Genomic DNA, 22,252 nt, shown 5'->3' on the forward strand with positions numbered 1-22,252 from the left:
AATACTAATATCCCCCTAATTCCAAGCCAATAACTTGGCTAATACTGATTTCATTTGATCTCTTTTAACAATGGCATCTAAGAAACCATTCTTAAGTAAAGTTTCTGCACGTTGGAAATCCTTCGGTGGACGTTGTTGAATTGTCTTTTCGATAACTCGACGACCAGCAAAACCGATTAATGTGTGTGGTTCAGAGATGTTGATATCTCCTTCCATGGCATAACTAGCAGTAACCCCACCGGTAGTAGGATCAGTTAATACAGAAATGTATAGTAATCCCTTTTCGGCGTGATCAGATACCGCTTGTGATACCTTGGCCATTTGCATTAATGAGTGGATTCCTTCTTGCATTCTGGCACCACCAGAGCATGAGAAGACAACTACTGGTAAGTTCCTTTCGGTTGCTTGTTCGAATAATCTAGCAAGCTTTTCACCAGTGGCAGTACCTAAACTACCCATGATGAAACGAGAATCCATTACACCTAGGGCAAATTCAGTATCACCAATCTTGGCAAAACCGGTTTGAACACTTTCATTTAGGTCAGTGGCCTTCTTTGACTTTTCAAGCTTTCCAGCGTACTTTTCGTCGCCTAGGAAACGCTTTGGAGCGCTGATTTCTGAATCGATTGGTGTGAATTCATCCACAGTCAAGTTGATTCTTTCTTGTGCACCAAGTCGAAAACCATAACCACAGTTAGGACATAGCTTGTATTCCCCTAACTTCTTGTTGTAAAAGTTTTCTTCACAAACTGGACATTTGATAAACAAATGATCTGGAACTTTGTCCATTAGAGTTTGTAAATCTTTGGTTTCTTCTGATTTATTATTCTTCAACGTTTTTCAACCACTCTTTCAAGAATGATTTTTCAATGTATAGATTATTGAAATCTGAATCATTGAAATGTTTGTCTTGTAACAAATCATTTAGGAATTGACGGTTAGTCTTTACTCCATCAACCTTAAATTCATTAATTACTCTTCTCATTTTTACGACAGCCTGAGGCTTGTCAGGCATATGTACAATGATTTTAGCAATCATTGAATCATAGAAAGGAGAAATGGTGTCACCTTGTTCAACACCTGAGTCAATACGAACACCCTTAGTTCCGAATGGGAAGTTAACCTTACGAAGAGTACCTGGTGCAGGTAAGAAACCATGTGCAGGGTCTTCGGCGTTAATACGGCATTCGATTGCATAACTATCTACCTTGATGTCATCTTGTGTGAATGGTAATTCTTCACCTGCGGCAACTTGGATTTGAGCCTTGATTAATTGAACTCCAGCGACTTCTTCAGAAACTGTGTGTTCAACTTGTAATCTAGTGTTCATTTCCATGAAGTAGAAATTGTTGGTCTTTTCGTCCAATAGGAATTCGAAAGTACCGGTGTTTTCGTAACCAATTTCCTTAGTTGCTTTGGCAACAAGCTTACCTAGATAATCACGTTGAGTTTGAGAAACTTCCATACATGGAGTTTCTTCAATAATCTTTTGGTGACCTCTTTGTAGAGAACAGTCACGTTCAGGGAAGTAAACAACATTTCCCTTTTGATCAGCGATAACTTGCATTTCAATATGCTTAGCATCACTTAAATCCTTTTCCATGTACAATGAATCGTCATTGTATGAAATTCTTGCTTCACGCTTAGTAGTGTTAAAGATTTCCTTTAATGCTTCTTCATCATCACATTCACGAATACCTTTACCACCACCACCGGCAGCAGCTTTAAGCATAACTGGATATCCAATTTCATCCGCTAATTTTAAAGCATCGTCTAGACTATCAATGGAGCCGTCTGAACCAGGAATGGTTGGTACTCCACTGTTCTTCATCGCTGCCTTGGCATGAGATTTATTTCCCATTAAATCAATTACTTTTGAACTTGGTCCAATGAACTTAATTGAACATTTTTCGCAAAGTTCAGCAAATTCAGCGTTTTCAGATAAAAATCCGTAACCGGGGTGAATAGCTTCTGATCCAGTTAAAATTGCAGCGTCAATCACTGCAGCCATGTTCAAGTATGATTCGTTTGGTTGTGGACCACCAATACATACTGATTCGTCGGCTAATTTAACGAACATGCTATCCTTATCGGCAGTTGAATAAACGGCAACAGCTTTAATGTCCATCTCATGAAGTGCTCTTATGATTTGCACCGCGATTTCACCACGGTTAGCAATTAATACCTTTTTAAACATTTCACTCATCCTTTATGAACTTATTCAATTGCAAAGATTAAAGTACCTTCACAAATAACTTCGCCATCTCTAGTAACTGTTCCATGACCTTCACCAATGTTTCTCTTTAGCTTTGTCATTTCAACAGCTAGTTCCAACTTGTCGCCTGGTCTAAAGCTGTCTTTGTAAGTAGCTTCTTTGATACCACCAAAGAAAACATTATGTCCTTTGTATTCAGGCATTGATAGTAATGCACATACTCCAGTTTGAGCTAGCATTTCCATCGCGATTGGTCTTGGCATTCCAAATTCAAGATGTTGTTTTGAGAAGAACCATTCGTTAACAGTTAAAAGCTTTTCAGCCTTTGCACCTTCACCGGGTCTTACTTCAATAATCTTGTCTAACATTTGGAATGGGAATCTTTGAGGAATGAAATCTTGTACGTTATAGTCCAAAATTAGTCCTCCTCAATTTCAAAAATTGGTTGATCATATTCAACCATGTCACCATTTTCAGCAACTTTCTTAGTAATAGTTCCAGAAACGGGACTCTTAACTTCGTTGATAACCTTCATGGCTTCAATTACACAAACAGTGTCGCCCTTCTTAACGTGATCGCCCACTTTTTTGTAGACTGGTTTTTCAGGACTTGGGGCAAAGTATACGATTCCAACAAGTGGAGCCTTAATCTTTGCACCTGAAACTGCTGGTTTAGCAGCTGGTTGTTCACTTGCAGTTGCACCAGCAGCTGGAGCTGGTTGAGCAACGTTTTGTACTGCAGCGTGTTCTAACTTACTGAAGTATAAGTCAGTACCATCATCGGCAGTAATCTTAAATTCTTTCATGCTGGACTTATCGAACTTGTCCATTAACTTTTCAATGTCTTTTTGTTCCATGTTTTTATATCTCCTGTTAATTAAGAATGTTCTTACTTAACTTTGATTACATAGTTAATCCACCGTCAACGGTGATTACTTGTCCATTCATGTATTCGTTCTTGATTAAGAATTCAACAACTTGAGCAACTTCGTCTGGAGTACCAAAACGTTTTGCTGGGATCTTTTCTTCCCAATCAGCGATGTAACTATCGCCTAGTTTAGCTGTCATAGCAGTCTTAATCATACCTGGAGCAACCGCATTACAACGGATTCCACGTAGAGCACCTTCTTGGGCTGTAGTCTTAGTTAAACCTACGATACCGGCCTTAGTAGATGAATAGTTAGCTTGGCCTAAGTTACCGTGTAGACCTGCAATACTTGAAAGGTTGATAATGCAACCTTTACGAGCTCTTTGCATCTTCTTCATAGCAAACTTAGTCATGTTAAATACACCAAACAAGTTAGTGTCTAATACTTGTTTGAATGAATCACCCTTCATTCTAGTTAATAGAGTGTCTTGGGTGATACCGGCATTGTTAACCAATACGTCTAATTTGCCGTATTTTTTAATAACACTGTCAATCATTGCTTTAGCGTCATCTTCTGAAGCAACGTCTCCAACCAATACATCAATTTCTGAATCAAAGTTAGCTTGGAAAGCCTTCAATTCTTCTTCATTCAATTGACGGTGTGAGTTAGCGATTACGATATTGTTTTCATCCTTAGCTAGACGAACTGCGTCAGCTAAACCTAATCCCTTAGTTGCACCAGTGATTAGAATTACTTGTTTTTCGTTATTTTCCATAATTATTCTCCTAACTTATCTAATAAGGCATCTAGAGTTTCAACACTTTCTACATTGTATGTATCAGCCTTTAATGTCTTTTTAGCAAGCTTACTTAGCGTATTTCCTGGACCGATTTCGATAAAAGCGTCAATGTTTTTGTCTTCTAATGAAGCAACATCTTGCATGAAGTGTGTTGGATTGATTAGTTGGTTAACTAATGTTTCCTTGATGGTGTCCTTAGCAAATGGTTTTACGGTAGTATTACTGATTACATCTACTTGAGGTTCATCAAATTCAACACTTTCAAGACGTTTAGCTAATTGATCTGATGCAGGTTGCATCAATGGAGTATGTGAAGCTACTGCAACTTGTAGTGGAACTACACGTTTTGCGCCCTTTTCCTTCAATACTTCCATGGCGTTTTGAACCCCTTCTTTAGTACCACCAATAACAACTTGTGACTTGTTATTGTAGTTAGCTGGGTAAACGTCATCAATTTCGTCACAAACGCTCTTCACAAAATCAGGGCTAAGACCCAATACAGCAGCCATAGAACCTGGATTTTGCTTACCTGCTTCATCCATGTAATGTGAGCGATCGTGTACTAGCTTTAGCCCTGATTTAAAAGATAGTGCTTTAGCAGCAACTAAAGCACTATACTCGCCTAAACTCAATCCCATCATTGCAACAGGTTTCTCTATTTTGTCTTCTAAAATACGATGAATAGCTACACTCATCGTCAAAATAGCGATTTGAGTATTATTAGGATTATCAAAAATTTCCGGATCAGCTAAGTTTAAATTCAATGTTTCTGAGGCCTCGTCAATTGTACGTTTGTACACAGGGTTTGACTTGTACAAATCCTGTCCCATTTCCTTAAATTGACTACCTTGGCCACTAAATAGATAACAAATATTCAAACTTAAACACTCCTAGTTAATTAAAACTAATTATTATTCTTCAACTTTACCAGCAACGTAGTCAACTAATTGTTGTACAGTTGCGATGTCGTTGTCACTGTCAATTTCGATGTCGTATTCGTCTTCTAGAGCATCGATGATTTCAAATAAGTCTAAACTGTCTAGGTCTAGTTCTTCTTTGAAGTTAGTTTCCATCTTGATGTCTTCAGCCTTAACGTCTGATTGATCTACAACGATTTCTTTTACCTTGTCAAAAATTGCGTTCTTGTCTGCCATAATATAATTCACTCCATATATAAAATTAAAATAATAAATTAATACCTTAAAATAATAGTTCCTGTGGTTAGGCCACCACCGAAACCAGAAAGGGCGATAATATCTCCCTTAGCTATTAAACCATTTTCCATCATTTCTGACAACAAAATAGGTTCACTAGCTGCAGAGGTGTTCCCATAAAGATTAATATTGATAGGGAATTTGTCCTTACTAACGCCTAATTTACGGGCTACAGATTTAATAATTCGAGCGTTAGCTTGATGTAACACAAAGTGATTTATGTCACTTAACTCAATCCCAGCTTTTTCTGCTGCTTCTTTAATTGATAATGGAACATTCTTGGTTGCAAAGTTAAATACTTCTCTACCATCCATATGCAAATAACGATCTGTATCGTCATCATCTCGTGGTCCAAATGTTTCATTTCCCAATATATGACCAGCAAGAAGAGCTTCTCTTCTATCTCCATAATTCTTCAAGTTACTGGATAATACTTCTCCATCACCTTGGTTTGAAACTAGCATTCCACCAGCACCATCCCCGAATAATACGGCAGTGGTTCTGTCTTCCCAGTTAATCAAGTTACTCATCTTTTCTGAACCGATTACCATTCCTAAAGCGTTAGGTTTTAGTTCAAGTAATGAGTGCATAATATGAGTAGCGAAAACAAATCCAGAGCACGCAGCACTGATATCAAATGCAACAGCATTCTTAGCACCAACAATACCTTGAACTGCAGAAGCAGTTGATGGCATATGGTAGTCTCCAGACATCGTAGCTACAATGATAAAATCAATATCATTCGCATCAACGTTTCCGTTCTTAAGTAATTGCGAAGCAACCTCAGCACTTAAAGAAGTGTTAGTTTCCTTAGTGGCGATTCGGCGTTGCTTAATCCCGGTTCTTTTACTGATCCATTCATCAGAAGTATCCATGATTTTAGCTAAATCGTCATTGGTAACAATCTTTTCAGGAACAGCTTTAGCAGTAGCTAAAATTGAAAAACTGCTCATGATATCTCCTCTAAACTGAATTTAGTTTACTTTCTCGATAGTATCTATAAAATACCACTCATTTATTTTTAATTAAATTCCCCTTTTTTTCAACTGATAATAACTCATATCGACGTCTTGTTAATTACTAAACTCTGATATATCAATGGTTTAGCTATACTTTTTATCCATATTTTTCAAAGTTACGCATTATATATTATGTAACTCATTAAATATTGATGTCTCTTATAAAGTAAAAAACCACCTATATATATATAGATGGTTTTTTGTTATTTATTATTTGATTACTCGGTATACTTCATCCATAGGCTGGCGTTTCTTTGGAGTGATGTCTTGGTCACGGTATCCGAAACCAGCCATTACTGAAACACCCCATTCTTTAGGATCTAAAATACCCTTTTGAGTTAAGATATCTTCAATTTTTGAACGATTGAATCCTTCAATTGCACAACTATCAATATCTAACTCTGCTGCTGCAGTCATCATGTTAGCCAATGCAATGTAAGTTTGCTTGCTAGACCAATCAAATAAATTACGATTGTTATTCAATTCAAAGTCATTTTTCTGAAAATCAGCAAACTTTTTTGAAAATGGTGAATCAGGTGAAAATTGATGTCCACTAACATCTTCAGTAATATGTTGAACATATTTACTAGTTGCAGTGATACCCTTCTTAGCTAAGATAATTAAGAAATGACTAGCACCATTTAAACTGTTTTGGGCACCCCAAGCATCTTCATAGATATCCTTTTTGACACCTTCATTTTCAATTAGAAGAAATTGCCAAGGTGAAAAACCAAAGGAACTGGGTGAAAGTCTGCCGACTTCCATAATTGTGTCCCAATCCTTGTCAGAAATTTTCTTGTCAGCGTCGAACTTTTTTGTAGCGTAACGACGGTGAGCAGTTTTAATAATTTCTTCGTTTTTATCCATTATTATCTACCTCTTTTACGTATATAGTAGATGTAACTTAACATAAAGAATTATTTAAGTTCAACAATTTACACTTAACATAGCCGTAATAAAATTGACGAGCTATGCTGATTTAACTATACTTAAAATGTAATTTAAATAAGTTTATTGGAGACTTTATTATGAACGCACAAGACTTATATCAAAAATGGGTTGATCAACCCAATCTAAACGAATCCGTAAGACATGACCTAGCAAAAATCGCTAATAATAATGAAGAAATTAACGATGCTTTTGGTACTAACATGTCATTTGGTACTGCCGGTATGCGTGGCTTAATTGGTGCTGGTATCAACAGAATGAATATCTACACCGTTAGACAAGCTACCGAAGGTCTAGCATCTTACATGGACACTTTAGATGAAGAAGCAAAAAAGCGTGGTGTTGCCATTAGTTTTGATTCAAGATACCACTCAAAAGAATTCGCATATGAAGCAGCTCGTGTATTAGGACAACACAATATCAAATCTTACGTGTTTGATGATATCCGCCCTACTCCTGAACTATCATTTGCAATTAGACACCTACGTACTTTTGCCGGTGTTATGATTACTGCCAGTCATAATCCAATGCAATACAATGGATACAAAATTTACGGCCAAGATGGTGGTCAAATGCCACCAAAGGCTTCTGACATGATTACCGACTACGTAAGAAAAGCCGATGATGTATTCGCAATCAACGTTGCTGACGTAAAAGACTTAAGAGATAAAAATCTTCTATCAGTTGTTGGTGAAGACGTTGATGATGCCTACCTAGCTAACGTCAAGACAGTTAACGTTAACCACGACCTAATTAGAGAAATTGGTAAGGAATTAAAATTCGTTTACACACCTCTCCACGGTACAGGTAAAATCATCTGTCGTCGTGCTTTAGATAATGTTGGTTTTAAAAACTACTCATTAGTTAAGGAGCAAGCAATTGCTGATCCGGAATTTCCAACTGTAGACTTTCCTAATCCAGAATTTCCGGAAGCATTTAACTATGCTATCAAGTTAGGTAACGAAGAAAACGCTGACGTTTTAATCGCCACCGACCCTGATGCTGACCGCTTGGGTGCTGCCGTAAGACAACCAGATGGTTCATATGAACTAATGACTGGTAACCAAATTGCCTCAGTGCTATTGGACTACATCCTAACTGCCAAGAAGAATGCCAACGACCTACCCGCTGATGGAACCGTTGTTAAATCAATCGTATCTACCGAACTAGCAACTAAGATTGCTAATAACTACGGTGTTGAAATGCAAAACGTTCTTACTGGATTTAAGTACATCGCTGAAAAGATTAAGGACTTCGAAGAAAACAAGAATCACACTTTCCTATTTGGTTTCGAAGAAAGCTTTGGTTACCTAATCAAGCCTTTCGTTCGTGATAAAGATGCTATCCAATCAACTGTTTTACTTGCTGAAGTTGCTGCTTACTACAAGCAAAAAGGCCAAACCTTATACGATGGTCTTCAATCAATCTACAAGAAATACGGTTATCATGAAGAAAAGACCATTTCAAAGACCTTCAGTGGTATTGAAGGAAAAGAAAAGATGGCTAACATCATGAACGAACTACGTTCAAACCCATTAAACGAATTCAACAATCAAAAAGTCGAATCACTAGAAGATTTTCAAACATCTACCAAGACCAATTCCGATGGTTCTACTGAAACAATTGAACTACCAGAAGCTAACGTATTAAAATACTGGCTTGATGATGGCACATGGTTTGCTATCCGTCCTTCAGGAACAGAACCAAAGATTAAGTTCTACTTAGGTACTGTTGATGATTCTGCTGAAGCTGTTAACAACAAACTAAAGACATATGAAGATGCCGTTGATCAATTAATTGAACAACTCGTCTAATCAAAAGGAGTTATTAACATAATGTTAATAACTCTTTTTTATGTTTCGTGATAGAATGTTAATATAAATTCAATTCGAAAGGAATTTTCCATGAGAAAGCAAACATTCTCTGTTGAAATTGAGGCCAATCCAGGCGATTTGCGACAAATGAAACATTATTTGCATAAATGGAAACCTGATTTTGTTTCAATTAGCAATCTTAGTCGCTATTCATATGAAGAAATGGTCCAATGTGCCAGATACATTCAAACGGATTTACACATCCCTGTTGTAATCCATCTAACTGGATTAACGCATACAAAAGAACAAATCAAAAAATCTTTTAACGAGTTAATGGGCTTAAACATCCGTAATTTCTTATTAGTTCGTGGAAACATCCATCACAATATGCACATCGAAGATGATTTTAATTACGCTAGTGATTTAATCAAATACGTGAATCAATTAGACAAGGATTCACAAATTCACGTTATCGCCGGTTGTTATCCAGACATTCACGCACTCGCTAACTCACTTACAGAAGATATCAAGTACTTAAAAGAAAAGGTTGATTCCGGAGTAGACAGTCTAATATCATTAATGTGTTTTGATAATAACCGCATTTATAAGTTTTTAGATAAGTCCCGCGAATACGATATTGACGTGCCAATTCGCATTGGAATCATGCCAATTACCGATCCGTTTAAGAGACATTACCTAGCACACAATAATATCAAGATGCCCGCATTCTCCGAAGAAGAGGATAATTTACTTGAAAATGGCATCAACTATGCAGTTAACCAAATTAACGATTTGTATGAACACAACGTTAACGGGATTCATCTATATACTCACAATGATTGGATGGTATCCGATCGAGTATTTGAAAACATCAAGAAAAACCTGTAAAGGAGCATCATCCAATGGACAACAGTAATGCTGCTGACAATAAGCTTGCACCAACCAAGCAACTTACTGACGAACAATATCGCCTAGTCGAACAAATCAAACAATTTGCCATCGACCACTTAAATGACGATACCCATGCTGTCTTCACCATCTATGGTGATGCCGGAACTGGTAAGTCCGTTATTTTAAGTAAGTTATTTTACGATATTCAACAAATGGCACATGAAAAAAGCAGTTTCTTATATCAAACTAATAACTATTTCTTGGTTAACCATCCAGAAATATTGAAGGTTTACAAGAAGATGGCCGGAAGTCAGGATAACGTCTTAAAGAAGAACTTTAATCGTCCTACTTCCTTTATTAACCAAAACGATAAGAACCATCAAGATGTGGATATCACAATTATCGACGAAGCCCACCTATTATTATCACGTGGGGATCACTACAATAATTTCTATTACGATAACCAACTATCTGAAATCATCAAACGTTCTCAAATCACCATCCTGGTATTTGACCACCGCCAAGTACTTAGAACCAAATCGTTTTGGAACTTGGAAAGATTACACCACATCATTGAACCATACACCAATGGTGAATATCACCTAACTCATCAATTCAGAATGACCGCCAGCGATTCATTGGTCCAATGGATTAATACATTTACTGATGGTAAACTAACTCCACTTCCCGCTGACGCTAAGAAGGACTACGATTTTCGTATCTTTGACAATGCCGAGGAGATGCGTAAAGCAATCTTTGCTAGAAATAAGGAAGTTGGTCTTTCGCGCATCGTTTCAACTTCTGGATATCCATCAACACTAGATGGTGGTAAACATTACGTAACCGAACCAGACTTCAAGATGCCATGGGATCAATATAATTACACACAAACTCCATGGGCAGAAATTCCAGAAACCGTTAACGAAGTCGGTTCCATGTTCACATGCCAAGGTTTTGACTTGAACTATGTTGGAGTCATCCTAGGTCCACCTATCTACTTAGATGGTGATGACGTCCACGTGGAAATGAGTAAGTTCACCGATGTTGAATCACTGAAGAAACGTAAGGACATGGATGATCCTGTCGAGTTTGAAAAGATTAAAGAACAACTCGTATTAAACTCAGCCAATGTTTTACTTAAACGTGGTGTTAAAGGTTTATACATTTTCGTTCACAACCCAGAACTACGCAAACGTCTCTTAGACGACTACAAAAAATTATAAAAAATGTCACTCAGATAATCATTTCTGGGTGGCTTTTTTGCATAAACTGATATAATTGTTTCAATTAAGTTTTTCGGAGGGGAAAATATGAAATACTCGCTTAACTGGGATTTAGACTCAATCTTTGCCGGGGGATTACATGGTAAAGAATTAACCGATAAATTGGCTGTCATCGGTGAATCAATCGAAACATTTCGCCAAGCCATCAATGACTACGAATTCGATAACGATGACGCCCAATTCTCAAAATTTTCAGAACTAACCGACTTCTTACAAAAAATTCAGGCGGGGATTATTCAAGCTTCAATGTACATAAACGGTAAGTATTCTGATGATGTAAACAATGAAGAAGTGCCACCAATGATTGACAAAGTTCAATCACTAGACGTTAAGGCGGCCCAAATTGCCCAACTACTTCAAAAGAAGTTAGCTGATTTATCTGACGACGGTTTTAATGAGCTAATCAAACAACCTGGTCTAGACACAATCGCCTTTTCTTTGAATGAAAACAGACACTTTGGAAAGGAACTATTGGATGACACCCAAGAAACCATCATTTCAGAGATGAACCTAGAGGGTCTAAGTTCATGGTCTAACCATTACAGCACACTAATTGCCGGCGTTAACGTTAACTTCAGAGACGAAGATGGTAATCCTAAGACACTATCAGCTGGTCAAGCAGATAACGAAATCTTAGGTAATGCCGATTCAAAGTACCGTCAAGATTTGATGCCTAAATGGGAAGCTGCCTTTGAAGACAAACAAAATCTATTTGCTGACACCCTAAATCACCTATCCGGTAGTCGCCTTCTAGACTACAAGTTCCATGGTACTGACGACTTCTTGAAGTACCCATTAGAATTAAACCGCATGTCAAAGGAAACTCTTGATACTATGTGGAAGGTCGTTGACGATAACAAGGACGTCTTGATTAAGTTCTTAAACCGCAAAGCCCAATTAATTGGCAAGAACAAGATTGGTTGGGAAGATGTTGCTGCCCCAATCAACATTGGTAACGAAAAATCAAAGACTTTTACCTACGATGAAGCCGCAGAATTCATCATTAAGCAATTCAACAGTTTCTCACCTAAGATGGCTAAGCTAGCCCAGAAAGCGTTTGAAAACAGATGGATTGAAGCAGAAAACCGTCCAGGTAAGGAACCAGGTGGATACATGCAAGACCTACCAGAAACTGGCGAAGCTAGAATTTTTCTAACCTTCACCGGTTCACCAAACGATGCATCAACTATCGCCCACGAACTTGGTCATGCCTTCCACAGTAGCGTGATAAACGATCTACCATACTTCCGCCAAGACTACGCAATGAACGTTGCCGAAACCGCGTCAACATTTGGTGAATTAATTGTTTCAGACGCCAACGTTAAGGAAGCAAAAACCGACGAAGAAAAGATTAGCCTACTAAACGCTAAGATGGATAACCCGGTAGCAATGTTTTTAAACATCCGTGCTCGTTTCCTATTTGAAACTCGTTTCTACGAAAGAAGACAAGCCGGAGTTCTAACCGCTAACGAAATTAACGACTTAATGATCCAAGCTCAAAAGGATGCCTATGGTGAATCACTATCTACCTACTCACCTCACTTCTGGGCAAGTAAGATGCATTTCTACATCGACGACATTCCTTTCTACAACTTTCCATACACATTTGGTTACCTATTCAGTCTAGGAATTTACGCTAAGGCGCAAGCTACCGATGACTTCGAAGATCAATACATCTCATTACTAAGAGATACTGCTAACATGACTACCGAAGAGTTAGCAAGCAAACACTTAGGTGTTGATTTGACCAAACCAGACTTCTGGGAAGCCGGAGTTAAACTAATCGAAAAAGACGTTGATGAATTCATCAAATTAACAGAAAAATATGTATAAAAAAAGAAGCGCTCATATCGAGTGCTTCTTTTTTTGATTAACGAACTACAACGGCCATCTTACCTTCGTAGTTGTATAGACTCATGAATTGAGAAGTTGAAACCCAGAATACTGGATTACTCTTACCGGTCTTGAATTGATATCTCCATGATGATGGATCTGCCATCTTGAAAAATCCTTTCTTGTATCCAACAACCACTAGAGTGTGTCCTGTAGGTTTCTTCATGCGATATCCGGTGTATGAAATCACTGGGTTACCATGTTTAATTTCATTGATGATTTTGTTCTTTGATGCACCACTGAAATTGTAAACAGTCTTTCTGTAAGTACGACCGTACTTAGCTAAAGCTCTTGGGAAGATTGTCCAGTTTTGGCTGGTGTTGTTCTTAGCGAATGGATTTCCTACGAAACCGTAGTTTTGATTGGTAGATCTTGGCATTCTATCTAAGAAATACTTAATTCCCTTGTTTAAACCAATACTTCTAGTTGAAAGAGCCATCTTTAAAGCAGTACCTTCACAACCGTTTGGTGCATCGAATGGGAAGTGTTGACTTGTATATACGAAAGGAATTTCGTAGACACTAGTCTTGCTCAAATCTCTTGAGCTAATCCATCCTTGGTTGATTCCTTGGTAACTAATCTTGTAGTAAACAGATTTGTTTAATTTAGCTACTTGAGTTAGTTGAACAAGTTGGTTTTGAAGATTGATTTTCTTCATCACCTTAACTCCTTCTTTGTAAGGAGAAACGTAAGTATCTACGTTGTTTTTGTTAACGATTCTTGCATTATAGTTTCGCGCTGAACTAATGGTATAGTTCTGACTTTCTGCGTTTGATGTATCAGAATGAGCTACGCCCAATGCGACGATAACTACACCTAAAAACATTACCACACCAAGTGCAGATAATATTTTCTTCATTATGTCTCCACTCCATCCATAAATTATTATTTATATTAATAATATAATACAAACGAATTTCAAATGCTTAGAATAAACTATTCTGTAAATAAGTTTTAACATTTTGGTAACATTTTTGATATTTTATTAAAAAAAGACATGATTAATAAAATAATCACGTCTTTTTTACTATATTAGTATAATTCTTCGACTTGTTTTTGAACGTCTGGATGATTTACGAAATCATCGTAGTGGGTATCGGCTCTTTGAACCATCCCTTTATCAGACACTTCAATGATGTGGTCAGCGATAGTTTGAACAAACTCTCTGTCGTGAGAAGTAAAGATTAATGATCCGTCGAATGGAATTAAAGCATCGTTTAGTGCGGTAATTGATTCCATGTCCAAGTGGTTGGTAGGATCATCTAGCATCAATACGTTACCCTTTTGTAGCATCATCTTAGATAACATACAACGAACCTTTTCTCCCCCTGATAATACCTTGATTTGTTTTTGGATATTATCACCAGAGAATAGCATTCTACCTAGGAAACTACGTAAGAATGGATCATCACTTTCTTCTTTAGAAGCGAATTGTCTTAACCAGTCAATGATAGTTAATGAATCGTCTTCGAAATCAGAGTTGATGTTCTTTGGCATGTAGCTAGTACGAGTAGTTTGACCCCATACTACTTCACCTTCGTCTGGTTCCATCTTACCTGCTAGGATTTGCATTAATACAGTAGTAGCAACATCGCTTCTACTTATGATGGCAGTCTTTTCACCTGGACGTAGAGTAAATGTGATGTTGTCTAAGATTTTTTTACCATCAATTGTCTTTGAAACACCCTTTACAGAAACTAAGTCGTTTCCTAAATCACGTTCTTTTTCAAACTTGATGAATGGGTATTTACGTGATGATGGTTGGATATCATCTAAAGTAATCTTGTCTAATTGTTTCTTTCTTGAAGTAGCTTGTTTTGACTTAGAAGCGTTAGCAGAGAATCGAGCGATAAATTCTTTTAATTCTTTGATTTGGTCTTCCTTCTTAGCGTTAGCGTCTTGGCGCATCTTAGCTGCTAGTTGACTTGATTTCAACCAGAAGTCATAGTTACCAACGTATAGTGAAATCTTCTTAAAGTCAACGTCACACATCATGGTACATACTTGGTTCAAGAAGTATCTATCATGGGATACAACAATGGCGATGTTTTCGTAATCAGCCAAGAAGTCTTGTAGCCATTCAATAGTATGATTATCCAAACCATTGGTAGGTTCATCAAGAAGTAGGATATCTGGGTTACCGAATAAAGCTTGAGCTAATAAGACCTTCACCTTTTGTCCTTCAGAAAGTTCACTCATCTTTTCGTAGTGTAGTGATTCATCAATTCCTACGCTTTGTAGTAATTGTGAGGCATCGGCTTCGGCGTTCCATCCGTCCATTTCGGCGAATTCACCTTCTAATTCAGCAGCCTTAACACCATCTTCGTCGGAAAAGTCTTCCTTAGCATACAATGCATCTTTTTCCTTCATGATTTTGTATAGCTTTTCATGTCCTTGAATTACAGTATCTAGGACTTCACAATCTTCAAAACCATAGTGATTTTGGTTTAAACTAGAAATTCGTTCATTCTTACCGATTGAGATACTACCACTAGTGGGTTCAATCTTTCCTTCTAGCATTTTTAGAAAAGTTGATTTACCAGCACCATTGGCCCCGATAACACCATAACAGTTACCAGGTGTGAATTTTAGGTTTACATCTTCGTATAGTTTTTTACCTGAAAAATGTAATCCCATATTAGTTACAGTTATCATTTCATACCTCCATCCAATCAATTAAGATAAAAAGAGCCCTTGTTTCTCAATTGAATCAAGGGCGTTTTTATTTATTGATTCTATTAATAACTCAGATAACCATATCATATGAAAACTACTTAGACAAGTTAATTATTAAATCACGTCGTTAATGTCGCTACTTCCACTTGTAATTTCATAAATGTGGTTAATGGTCTTGTCATCATGTAATACAGCAACAACGAAGTTAGCAACATCCTTTCTAGGAATATTCATCCCTGATGCTCGTTGTTCGATTACATCAACCTTACCTGTTTCTTCATCGTTAGTTAGAGCTGATGGTCTAACAATAGTGTATTCTAGGCCACTATTTCTTAGCTCAACATCAGCATAGTGCTTGGCGATGTAGTAGCCATGCAAACCAGAATCTGCCCAGAAGCTTCTGTCGTCAGCACCCATGGCACTGACCATGACGTAGCGAATGATACCAGATTGCTTAGCAGCTAGCATTGACCTTACGGCACCGTCTAAATCGATAATCAATGTTTGATCATCTCCGGTAGCACCACCTGAACCTGCTGAGAAAACAATTTTATCAATGGAATTATCGGTGTACACCTTAGACATGTCTTCAATTGTGCCATTCAAATCAAAGATAACTGGTGAAACATTTTCCATATCCTTGTATTCAGCGAATTGCTTGTCACTTCTAACTCCGGCAAAAACATTATCCCCTGTTTTGCCTAACTTTTCTACCATGTGAATACCTACGTGACCATGGGCCCCAATCACTAAAACGTTACTCATTATATTCATCCTTTCCATACTTATTTATTACCAGTAATTCTATCAAGAATGGTAATACTCATAAAACGATTTGCTCAAAAAAAGACGACCATCTGAGATAGTCGTCTTTTACCATAATTGTTTTTTATTAAGCGTTTTGTCTTTAATTAATTGTTTTTATTTTCTCTTGTCAATAACTGGAACATTACCATCAATCATACCTGAGTCACCAGATAGGATTAATGCATTGTACATAACGTCGAATTTCAAGTTTTGTTCTAAAAATGATCCGCTGTAGTCTTTGTAGTAGATAGGTCCTAAATCTGAATCCATACTTGCGTTAAAATCTTTGTCTTCTAAATCAGGGTCAACTGCAATCAAATCAAAAGATGTATCAATCGCACATGAACCTGCGTCAGAGTAGTTTCCAACACCATCATCTAAGCTCAAAAAGAACTTTGCGTCGCCTTGAACTTTGTTTTGAATCTTTTCTTTTGCTGCATCTGTAATAGTTAGTTTCATAAAAATGAACCCCCTTCATTTATATTACAAGTATCCATAATACTCGAATAAAATCTCGTGTCAATAGTTTGTACACGATTTAATTAAATTTTACGCTATTTCTTATTGGCGATACCAATCATAAACCTTTTTAGCACCGTCATAATCAATATAATGAACTCCGGCAGTTTGCGCAGAATTTCCTTTCCTAATCCGGATAACGATGTGAGCTAGGCTATTTCTCTTCATGAATACGCTAGATTCAAAGTGCATACTTTGAATTTCATGCCATCCAACATAGTAGTTTCTTTGTTTGAATAAAAATCCATTAGATACGATTAGGTAATCATCCTTTGTACTTCCTGTTAATCCAATTGAACTAACCCTGTACTTAAAGTATGCATTACCAATAGTGTAAAAGAAAGTAAAAACACCGATAACGACTAACGAATATGTTAATGTTGTCCACCCAACAAAGTAAATCACAATTGGTATGATGAACAATACCCAGTCAAAATTCCTGAAGAATAACCAAATTGATCGTTTACGGGAACTGAATTTTTCGACCGTTTTTAATGGTATCCACTCAAAGAAATCATTCATCATCTCAGCGTACTTATCTGAGTTTAGAATTGGCAAGACCACCGCTTGTGATGATTCTTCGTCACTACCATCTGAAGCCATGATAATCTTGACGGTCATAATCTTTAGCAGTTTTCCCATCACATTTTGTTCTATCAAAACACTTTGAATTCTATCGGTGGATAGTCGCACCTTGTTCCTGGTAAATAGTCCCTTTTCGTATTCAAGATACTTGCCCTCTTTTACCAGTGTAAAATCATAGAATTGAAACATCGTGTAGATAAACGATAGTAATAAAGCAATTATAATCGCCATAATTGTAAAGGCAATCAAACTAATCATGTTGGAACCAAATCCCTTTTGGTAGATGCTAATAGCGAAGTCTAAAACTTCACCATGCGTGATGTGGACAATCAAGAACATCGTAATGAAGACCCTAAAACTAGTAAAGGTATATAGCGCAATGTCTTTAGTCGAAATCTTGTATTGAGCATAGCCATTATCTTGAGTGTTTGCTTCCTCTTGGTTGCTATCCTCAATCTTTGCAACGTCTGATTGTTCTACTTCATCATTAACATCTTGGTTTTGGTATTGTTTGTGCTTTTCTTCTAAAACCCTACCAACGTATGTCTTCACCGCATCCAATTGGATTTTATCTTTGGAACTGCCCTTGCTTGCGTTGTTAATTTGTAGTTTTTCAACGTCAAATGGTCTAAATAAAAAGTACTGACTGTGTTCAATCGATTGAATTCTAGCGAATGGAACGTGGATGACCTTTTTGAAGATGACACCTTTTTTAATCACAATTTGACTATCTTCAATCGAATAGGTAAAGCAAAGATATGAAAGTATATCCCATACTATCGTAATAATTACGAATATAGTCCCTAATTTAAAGCTATCAATGTGTAATGGATCACCGATAAAGGAAGCTAAAAAAATCGCTATCAAGATGTCTTGAAGACGATTCACTAAGTTTAATGGACTCAGATGTTTATCTTGCATTTCTGGCCTCCATCGCTAATCTCATTACTTGGGTCTTAATGTTTTCTGATTCTTCCTTGGTTACGGCAGCAATTTCATGACTGTCAGCGGAAGTATAAATACTAATCTTATATAGATTCTTATGTCTTAGAATTGGACCTTGTTCGATATCAACGTTTTGCACACGGGCAATCGGAACGGTGACTTGTTCTCTAAAGATAAAGCCGTTTTTAATTTCAACGCGATCTTCATGGATAGCATATTGATGAAAAGCATAACGGTACGGGATTGAAATCATGTCCACTAGTGCCCACACCACCAAAATGGTTCCTAAGACCGGTAGGATGTATTCAACATACTTCCAGTCCAGATACTTCACACCAATTGTGGCGACGGTAAAGATGATGACTTCGACGATAATGGTAATAATGGCTGAATATAGCCATACTGTTTTGACACTCTCAGGTAATTTTTTCATTTATATTCTCTCCTCGATGTTGCTATTTTATTCTCTCTAAATCTAGTAACAAGTTGTTGAAGTCGGCTAACTTACGGTAGCCTTCTGAATAGTCGACATTTAAAATACGGTGAGTTGGAATAATCAAAATCAATGGATTAGTTACTACTGCATTCCTGACATCGACCTCCTTGAAGTCATATGTATCACAGAACTCTTTGATATCCATGGTGTTGCCATAATCGATATCATTAATCTTTTGGTAGATTTGTTCATTTAATTCGCAAGTTGATAGATCGACTGGTACCTCAAAGTATTTGCGGGTGCCGTCAATGTATTCGCGAAGTTGAATTTTATACTCTTCTGTTTGCTTACGATTAAATAAGAATTCCGCATCTAATTTTGGGTAAAAGTTATAAATATTGGAAATTCCTGTATTGGGATTATTAACGAAGTTAATCCCCTTTCTGGTACAGGTAAAATAGATTTTTTGATTTTGGTATTCGACTTGGTCCCAGTATAGTTTTTTCATTGGTATCCTTCCTATTTCTAAGTATTATTAATATCTTACCATAACTTAGTTTGGGTTTTAGACAAAAAAGACACGACGCAATGTCGTGTCTTTTAAAGTATTAAGCTACTCGAGCGTAGCCAACTTCATGCCACCAAGGAACATGAATCTTTTCTGTTACAACTCCACGGTTTTGTGCATCAATCATTCTGTCATGACCAATGTAAATGCCTACGTGGTAAATGTTACTGCGGCTAGTACCAAAGAATACTAGATCGCCCTTCTTAACATTCTTTCTACTTACGTGTCTGTTGGTGTTGTATTGCATTTGGGCTGTTCTTGCCAAGTATTTGTGTTTACCATGACGGTAAGCATATTGGGTAAAACCAGAACAGTCAAAGCTATATGGACCCACGGCACCATATACATATGGGTGACCTAACTTGCTTGAAGCTGATCTATATAGACTTGAGAATCCTGACTTACGAGCCTTCTTAACAACCTTATGTGCTTTCTTCTTAGCGGCTGGTTTCTTGTAGGCTACTTTTCTGGCCTTTTTCTTATGATTAGGCTTCTTTGCGACGTGTTTCTTCTTAGCCTTCTTCTTTTTGTATACCTTATGTGTTCTCTTATGATGAACTTTGCTAGCGCTTGCGTTGGTAACATCGGTTGCAAACAATGTGGCCATCGCCAAAACAGTCAACATTATTAACATGATTGTCTTTTTCGTTTTTGTTTTGTTCATAGCACTTTATTCCCCGCTTTTAAAAATTTTATAATTTCTTAACTTATGACTAAAGTATAGCTACAAAATGCTACATAACAGGAACAAAAGTATTTCAAAAACATGAAAAAATGTTACCTAATTGTTACATCCAATGGTTTTATAATATAAATCGTTCTATAATGAGAACTATACTTAATAACTTTTAAGAATAAGGTGATTTCATGGACTTATATTCATATGACTACTTAATCCATCCAAATACTATCGTTACATATTTGCTATTAGCATTAGCGGTAATTGTTGGATTAATGATTATTTTTAACGGTTTTAAATACATGCGCGATAGAACCAACTTAAAATATCGTGACATATTTATTACCATGATTGTGATTGCGATATTATCAATTAGTATCGGTTTTAGTAATATTTTGCAACAACGCAACTCTTCGTCGCAAAATTCTCAAACTACTGAAATGGTTAAGGCCATTAGTCGAAGCAAACATATTTCAACATCAAAGATTTACGTTAGCTCCCCTCAATTAACTAATGGTATGACTGTAAAGGTTGGCGATAAGTTCTACCAAGCAACTTTTAACTCCAGCTTTAACAGTTATCAACTTCAACCAATTCAACTAATTCCTACCAATATTACTTATCACGACAAGCCATCACTTCAAATTGGCGATTTGAACAAGGAATACTTGGTAATCTTATTTAAGTTCTTAATCGGATTCGTTGTATTGGTAATTCAAATTAACATTTCTGGTAAAGGAAACTTGGCTCCTTCTAACGCGGTTGATCAAATTCAAAACTACGTTCTTGGTGGTATCATCGGGGGTATGATTTACAACCAACAAATCACTACACTACAATTCTTCATCGTATTGTTAATCTGGTCTTTGGTTATCTTCACTAGTCGTATCCTCAGTCGTCAATTTGCAATATTCCATCGAATATTCAATGGTGATCCACAAAACATCATTACTAACGGAATCGTTAATGTTGATACTGCCTTAAAGAATGGTATGTCAGCAGCCGATTTATCATTTAAACTAAGAACTAAGGGTATCAGTAACTTCCAAGACGTTAAGTCAGCTGTCCTAGAACAAAATGGGCAACTTACTGTTACCACATTCGGTGATGAATCACTAAGCTATCCTATCATTACCGATGGGACAGTTAATTCCGAAGTCTTAGAAAAGATGGGCCACGACATGGACTGGATTGAACAATTAGCTAAAGATTCACATAAAGAAATTGCTCAAATTTACTTGGGTCAATATGTTGATGATCATTTGGTAATCATTCCATATCCTACTCATAAGAAGCGTCCATGGTACTACGAACTTGGTGAACGTGTAGAAAACTTCTCACACAATCACAATCTAACGCCTGAAAGAATTAAGAATGCTAAATCATTACAACAACTTAAAGAACTTTCAAAGAAGCGTCATTTAGGTTCTAAATCAAACAAAGATAATAAGAAGCCTACTAATCAGCGTGGCACAAAAGGAACAAAAGAACAATAAAAAAAGATAGGTTGACCTGAACCCCTAAAATTGGAAGATGGTTATGCTATTTTCTGGGAGGAATTGATCCGGTATTCAACCGGTGACATTCCTCCCAGTTTTTGTTTTATACGATAATTGTTGTAATAAGATATATATTCCTTAACCGCCTGGTTAAGGGAATTATAATCTTTAAAATTATTGTCATGAACAGTGCCGACCTTTAACTGATTAAAGAAACTTTCTATGCATGCATTGTCTAAACAAGTAGCTTTTCTACTCATACTTTGAAAAACTTTATTACTTTTTAAAATGTTGATATATCTACCGTTTTGATACTGAAATCCTTGATCTGAATGAATGGTCATTCTGTAACTGGTTTTGGGACGTAGTCCCATTAATTTATTTAATGGAGAAACTATAAAATCAACGTTTGGATGTAATCCTATATTCCAAGAAATTATTTCACCGTTGTATAAATCCATAAATGCTGTGAAATAAGCTCTTTCTGAGGTTGTTTTATTTCCCCATCTAAGTTCAGTAACGTCTGTAACTATTTTTTGATATGGTCGATCTGTTGTAAATCTTCTTCTTAGTCTATTACTTGCGACCTTGCCG

Annotated in this window: 23 protein-coding genes; 5 read left to right on the forward strand and 18 right to left on the reverse strand. The window is 36.8% G+C overall.

Annotation, left to right across the window (positions count from 1 at the left end; all coding sequences use genetic code 11):
- Positions 1-15 precede the first annotated feature (15 nt).
- From RZ79_RS05855 to RZ79_RS05895, 9 genes are all read right to left on the reverse strand, one after another.
- Positions 16-834: an acetyl-CoA carboxylase carboxyltransferase subunit beta gene (locus RZ79_RS05855; protein WP_191978977.1), complete on the reverse strand. Its 819-nt coding sequence runs from the start codon at positions 832-834 to the stop codon at positions 16-18.
- Complete coding sequence (locus RZ79_RS05860; protein ID WP_054450554.1) at positions 824-2,197, reverse strand: acetyl-CoA carboxylase biotin carboxylase subunit; 1,374 nt, start codon at positions 2,195-2,197, stop codon at positions 824-826. The genes RZ79_RS05855 and RZ79_RS05860 overlap by 11 nt, the downstream gene beginning before the upstream one ends.
- A 20-nt stretch (positions 2,198-2,217) precedes the next feature.
- The gene (locus RZ79_RS05865) at positions 2,218-2,583 is read right to left on the reverse strand and encodes a 3-hydroxyacyl-ACP dehydratase FabZ family protein (protein WP_051592197.1); all 366 of its coding nucleotides are present in this window, start codon (positions 2,581-2,583) and stop codon (positions 2,218-2,220) included.
- A gap of 50 nt (positions 2,584-2,633) precedes the next feature.
- Entirely contained in the window at positions 2,634-3,071 is a 438-nt protein-coding gene (locus RZ79_RS05870; RefSeq protein WP_054450556.1) for an acetyl-CoA carboxylase biotin carboxyl carrier protein, read from the reverse strand.
- Between the two features lie 46 nt (positions 3,072-3,117).
- Positions 3,118-3,858, reverse strand: coding sequence for an SDR family oxidoreductase (locus tag RZ79_RS05875; RefSeq protein WP_054450565.1), 741 nt, complete (start codon positions 3,856-3,858; stop codon positions 3,118-3,120).
- Between the two features lie 2 nt (positions 3,859-3,860).
- A complete protein-coding gene (fabD, locus tag RZ79_RS05880; RefSeq protein ID WP_034534262.1) occupies positions 3,861-4,760 on the reverse strand; it encodes an ACP S-malonyltransferase in 900 nt (299 codons plus the stop codon).
- Between the two features lie 33 nt (positions 4,761-4,793).
- Positions 4,794-5,036, reverse strand: a complete 243-nt coding sequence (locus tag RZ79_RS05885; RefSeq protein ID WP_053795816.1) for an acyl carrier protein — start codon at positions 5,034-5,036, stop codon at positions 4,794-4,796.
- A gap of 38 nt (positions 5,037-5,074) precedes the next feature.
- Positions 5,075-6,049: a beta-ketoacyl-ACP synthase III gene (locus tag RZ79_RS05890; protein WP_053795817.1), complete on the reverse strand. Its 975-nt coding sequence runs from the start codon at positions 6,047-6,049 to the stop codon at positions 5,075-5,077.
- 276 nt (positions 6,050-6,325) lie between these two features.
- Complete coding sequence (locus RZ79_RS05895) at positions 6,326-6,982, reverse strand: NAD(P)H-dependent oxidoreductase (protein WP_054450567.1); 657 nt, start codon at positions 6,980-6,982, stop codon at positions 6,326-6,328.
- 161 nt (positions 6,983-7,143) lie between these two features.
- Between RZ79_RS05895 and RZ79_RS05900 the strand changes: the two genes are divergently transcribed.
- From RZ79_RS05900 to RZ79_RS05915, 4 genes are all read left to right on the forward strand, one after another.
- Positions 7,144-8,877 (forward strand): phospho-sugar mutase, encoded by a 1,734-nt coding sequence (locus tag RZ79_RS05900; protein WP_054450569.1) that lies wholly within the window; start codon positions 7,144-7,146, stop codon positions 8,875-8,877.
- Positions 8,878-8,967: 90 nt separating this feature from the next.
- Positions 8,968-9,765: a methylenetetrahydrofolate reductase gene (locus RZ79_RS05905; protein ID WP_054450572.1), complete on the forward strand. Its 798-nt coding sequence runs from the start codon at positions 8,968-8,970 to the stop codon at positions 9,763-9,765.
- 14 nt (positions 9,766-9,779) lie between these two features.
- Positions 9,780-10,991, forward strand: a complete 1,212-nt coding sequence (locus tag RZ79_RS05910) for a DUF2075 domain-containing protein (protein ID WP_054450574.1) — start codon at positions 9,780-9,782, stop codon at positions 10,989-10,991.
- 87 nt (positions 10,992-11,078) lie between these two features.
- Positions 11,079-12,884, forward strand: coding sequence for a M3 family oligoendopeptidase (locus RZ79_RS05915; RefSeq protein WP_054450576.1), 1,806 nt, complete (start codon positions 11,079-11,081; stop codon positions 12,882-12,884).
- A 37-nt stretch (positions 12,885-12,921) separates the two neighbouring features.
- Here the strand turns inward: RZ79_RS05915 and RZ79_RS05920 are convergent, their stop codons facing one another.
- The 8 genes from RZ79_RS05920 to RZ79_RS07330 form a co-directional block, all read right to left on the reverse strand.
- A complete protein-coding gene (locus tag RZ79_RS05920) occupies positions 12,922-13,803 on the reverse strand; it encodes a C39 family peptidase (RefSeq protein WP_054450580.1) in 882 nt (293 codons plus the stop codon).
- Between the two features lie 173 nt (positions 13,804-13,976).
- The gene (locus RZ79_RS05925) at positions 13,977-15,599 is read right to left on the reverse strand and encodes an ABC-F family ATP-binding cassette domain-containing protein (protein ID WP_054450582.1); all 1,623 of its coding nucleotides are present in this window, start codon (positions 15,597-15,599) and stop codon (positions 13,977-13,979) included.
- A 135-nt stretch (positions 15,600-15,734) separates the two neighbouring features.
- Positions 15,735-16,385 (reverse strand): SDR family oxidoreductase, encoded by a 651-nt coding sequence (locus RZ79_RS05930; protein ID WP_054450585.1) that lies wholly within the window; start codon positions 16,383-16,385, stop codon positions 15,735-15,737.
- A 156-nt stretch (positions 16,386-16,541) separates the two neighbouring features.
- A complete protein-coding gene (locus RZ79_RS05935) occupies positions 16,542-16,886 on the reverse strand; it encodes an iron-sulfur cluster biosynthesis family protein (RefSeq protein ID WP_034532401.1) in 345 nt (114 codons plus the stop codon).
- Between the two features lie 102 nt (positions 16,887-16,988).
- The gene (locus tag RZ79_RS05940) at positions 16,989-18,452 is read right to left on the reverse strand and encodes a PH domain-containing protein (protein ID WP_054450587.1); all 1,464 of its coding nucleotides are present in this window, start codon (positions 18,450-18,452) and stop codon (positions 16,989-16,991) included.
- On the reverse strand, positions 18,442-18,909 hold the full coding sequence (locus RZ79_RS05945) for a PH domain-containing protein (RefSeq protein WP_054450589.1): 468 nt from the start codon (positions 18,907-18,909) through the stop codon (positions 18,442-18,444). The genes RZ79_RS05940 and RZ79_RS05945 overlap by 11 nt, the downstream gene beginning before the upstream one ends.
- 22 nt (positions 18,910-18,931) lie before the next feature.
- Positions 18,932-19,420, reverse strand: coding sequence for an MGMT family protein (locus tag RZ79_RS05950; protein ID WP_054450591.1), 489 nt, complete (start codon positions 19,418-19,420; stop codon positions 18,932-18,934).
- A gap of 100 nt (positions 19,421-19,520) precedes the next feature.
- A complete protein-coding gene (locus RZ79_RS07330) occupies positions 19,521-20,144 on the reverse strand; it encodes a C40 family peptidase (RefSeq protein WP_054450594.1) in 624 nt (207 codons plus the stop codon).
- Positions 20,145-20,347: 203 nt separating this feature from the next.
- Between RZ79_RS07330 and RZ79_RS07190 the strand changes: the two genes are divergently transcribed.
- A complete protein-coding gene (locus RZ79_RS07190) occupies positions 20,348-21,655 on the forward strand; it encodes a DUF3290 family protein (RefSeq protein WP_080997481.1) in 1,308 nt (435 codons plus the stop codon).
- A 41-nt stretch (positions 21,656-21,696) separates the two neighbouring features.
- Here the strand turns inward: RZ79_RS07190 and RZ79_RS05965 are convergent.
- Positions 21,697-22,252 (reverse strand): IS3 family transposase (locus RZ79_RS05965; protein WP_155457572.1); only part of this gene is annotated, 556 nt, incomplete at its 5' end.

The organism is Apilactobacillus kunkeei DSM 12361 = ATCC 700308, assembly GCF_001281265.1.
Classification (GTDB): Bacteria; Bacillota; Bacilli; order Lactobacillales; family Lactobacillaceae; genus Apilactobacillus; species Apilactobacillus kunkeei.